Raw genomic sequence first — 2774 nt, 5'->3', positions numbered from 1 at the left:
ACGGCAAAATCTAAAAGATGGACTTCAAGGTGGGCCTTGCCATCACCTTGCACCGTGGGCCGCACGCCAATATTGGCGACGCCGGGCCAGGTCTTGCCGTCGATGTCCACATCCACCAGATAAACCCCGGTGAACGGCACGCGACGACGCTTGAGTTGAACGTTGGCAGTGGGCGTACCCAATTGCCGGGCCAGTTTCTGGCCATGCAGCACACGACCGGCGATCCGGTACGGGCGCCCGAGCAGGCGTTCGGCCAAGGCAAAATCGGCGGCGGCCAACGCGTTGCGCACCTGAGTGCTGCTGACGCGAATGCCGTCCAGCTCGACGGTTTGCGCGGCTTCGACGGTAAAACCGTGAACCTGTCCGGCTTGCAGCAGGAAATCGAAATCACCGAGGCGGTCGCAACCGAAGCGGAAGTCGTCACCGACCTCCAGATGCTGCACACCGAGGCCGTCGACCAGAATGGTATCGACGAACTCACTGGCGCTGAGCTTGCTCAAGCGCTGGTTGAACGCCAGGCACAAGACCCGGTCGACGCCTTCGGCGGCCAGCAACTGCAGCTTGTCGCGCAGTCGGGCCAGACGTGCCGGCGCGGTCTCGGGAGCAAAGAATTCCCGTGGCTGTGGCTCGAAAATCACCACGCAGCTGGGTACGCCCAACTCGAGCGCACGCTCACGCAGTCGGGCCAGGATAGCCTGGTGACCACGGTGAACACCGTCAAAGTTGCCAATAGTGGCGACGCAGCCCCGATGCTGGGGGCGCAAGTTGTGGAGGCCTCGAACCAGCTGCATAACGCGCTTCTTGCTCATAAAGTGGTCGATTATAACCACACCCGGCGGCCGACGACAGGCAACTCCGTAACCCAAAGTGAACGAACCGACAAAACTGCCGGTTCGCCCCGGTTTATCGAGGTCAAAACCTCAGCTCAGCGCCTTGCGATTGAAGTCGCGCAAACGGAAGCCCATCAGCAGCAACATACCGAAATACGTCACCACGCCCGCCGCTACCAATGCACCCAGACGCAGGAAGCGTTCAAGCATGTGCCCCTGATCCCAGGCCGGCATGAAATGCATGCCGATCAGCAATACCGCCGACATCACTGCCACCGCCACTACCAGCTTGAAACCGAACTTGGCCCAGCCCGGTTGCGGCTGATACATCTGTTGTTTGCGCAACTGATAGAACAGCAGCCCGGCATTCAGGCAGGCACCGGCACTGATCGCCAACGCCAGACCCGCGTGGGCCAGCGGACCAATCAGCACCAGGTTGAACAACTGGGTAACGATCAGAGTAAAAATCGCGATCTTTACCGGCGTACGAATGTTCTGTTGTGCATAGAAGCCCGGTGCCAGCACTTTGATCACGATAATCCCGAGCAGACCGACCGAATAGGCAATCAGCGCTCGCTGAGTCATTTCCGCATCGAAGCCACTGAACTGGCCGTACTGGAACAGCGAAACGGTCAACGGCTCGGCGAGAATCCCCAGCGCCAGCGAACACGGCAGTACCAGCACAAAGCACAGGCGCAGACCCCAATCGAGAATGCGCGAGTATTCGTGGCGATCCTTGCTGGCGTAGGTTTTTGCCAGCGTCGGCAACAGAATCGTGCCCAGCGCCACGCCCAACACCCCGGACGGCAACTCCATCAAACGGTCGGCGTAATACATCCACGATACCGAGCCGGCGACCAGAAACGAGGCGAAGATGGTGTTGATGATCAGGGAAATCTGGCTCACCGAGACGCCGAGGATCGCCGGCAGCATCTGTTTCATTACCCGCCAGACGCCGGTATCGCGCAGATTCAGGCGCGGCAGCACCAGCATGCCGATCTTTTTCAGGTGCGGCAGTTGATAGAGCAACTGCGCCAGACCACCGACCAGCACCGCCCAGCCGAGGGCCATGACCGGTGGATCGAAGTACGGCGTCAGGAACAGCGCGAAGACGATCATGCTGACGTTAAGCAGCGTCGGCACGAACGCCGGCACCGAAAAACGGTTCCAGGTGTTGAGAATCGCGCCCGCCAGAGACGACAGCGAGATCAGCAATATATAGGGGAAGGTGACGCGCAACAGGTCAGAGGTCAGCTGGAATTTTTCCGGCGTATCGGCAAAACCCGGGGCAGTCGCCCAGATCACCCACGGTGCGGCGATCATGCCCAGCGCGGTGACCAATGCCAGTACCAATGTCAGCAGGCCCGTCACGTAGGCAATGAAGGTACGTGTCGCCTCATCGCCCTTCTGACTTTTATATTCCGCGAGAATCGGCACAAATGCCTGGGAAAACGCCCCTTCCGCGAAAATCCTGCGCAACAAATTGGGCAGCTTGAAGGCGATAAAGAAGGCATCGGTCGCCATCCCGGCACCGAATGTCCGTGCAATCAGGGTATCCCGAACAAAGCCCAGAACTCGGGAAACCATAGTGATAGAGCTGACGGCGGCCAACGATTTGAGCAGATTCATTGAGGGAATTTGTGCCTGTCGATAAACAGCAGGCGAACAATGCGCCTACTTGTGCGATACTCCGCGCCGCAACAGCACAGAGCCAAAGCTCGCGAGTTTACAGGTCAAGCGCCGGAAATAAATATCCCGCCTCTTTACACCTACCACTTAGCGGAACGTTTCAAGCGCCCTTGACAAGACATCTCTTCATCGGCATGATTCGCGGCCTATTTTGTTTGCTATTTACTAAAAAGTCTTTCGAGGAGCTCGACGGTGGCCAACACACCTTCCGACAAAATATGTGAATATCTTGGTGTTTTGATTGTGTGTATCTTG

At 58.1% G+C, this 2774-nt stretch carries 2 protein-coding genes; both read right to left on the bottom strand.

What is annotated here, in order from left to right:
• Positions 1-791, bottom strand: a 791-nt coding sequence (gene ribF, locus ACIOZM_RS31635; protein ID WP_401221569.1) for a bifunctional riboflavin kinase/FAD synthetase, incomplete at its 3' end; no start/stop codon positions are given.
• 129 nt (positions 792-920) lie between these two features.
• Positions 921-2459 carry a murein biosynthesis integral membrane protein MurJ gene (gene murJ / locus ACIOZM_RS31630; RefSeq protein WP_401221567.1) on the bottom strand — a complete coding sequence of 513 codons (1539 nt, stop codon included), beginning with the start codon at positions 2457-2459 and terminating at the stop codon, positions 921-923.
• Positions 2460-2774 lie beyond the last annotated feature (315 nt).

Origin of the sequence: Pseudomonas sp. NPDC087346 (assembly GCF_044744235.1) — a bacterium.
Classification (GTDB): Bacteria; Pseudomonadota; Gammaproteobacteria; order Pseudomonadales; family Pseudomonadaceae; genus Aquipseudomonas.
The sequence above is the reverse complement of the archived record's forward strand: the minus strand, read 5'-3'. Positions and strand labels throughout refer to the sequence as shown.

Excerpts from the sequence above, each read along its gene's own strand:
- murJ (WP_401221567.1), bottom strand. The coding sequence starts at position 2,459 with ATGAATCTGCTCAAATCGTTGGCCGCCGTCAGCTCTATCACTATGGTT.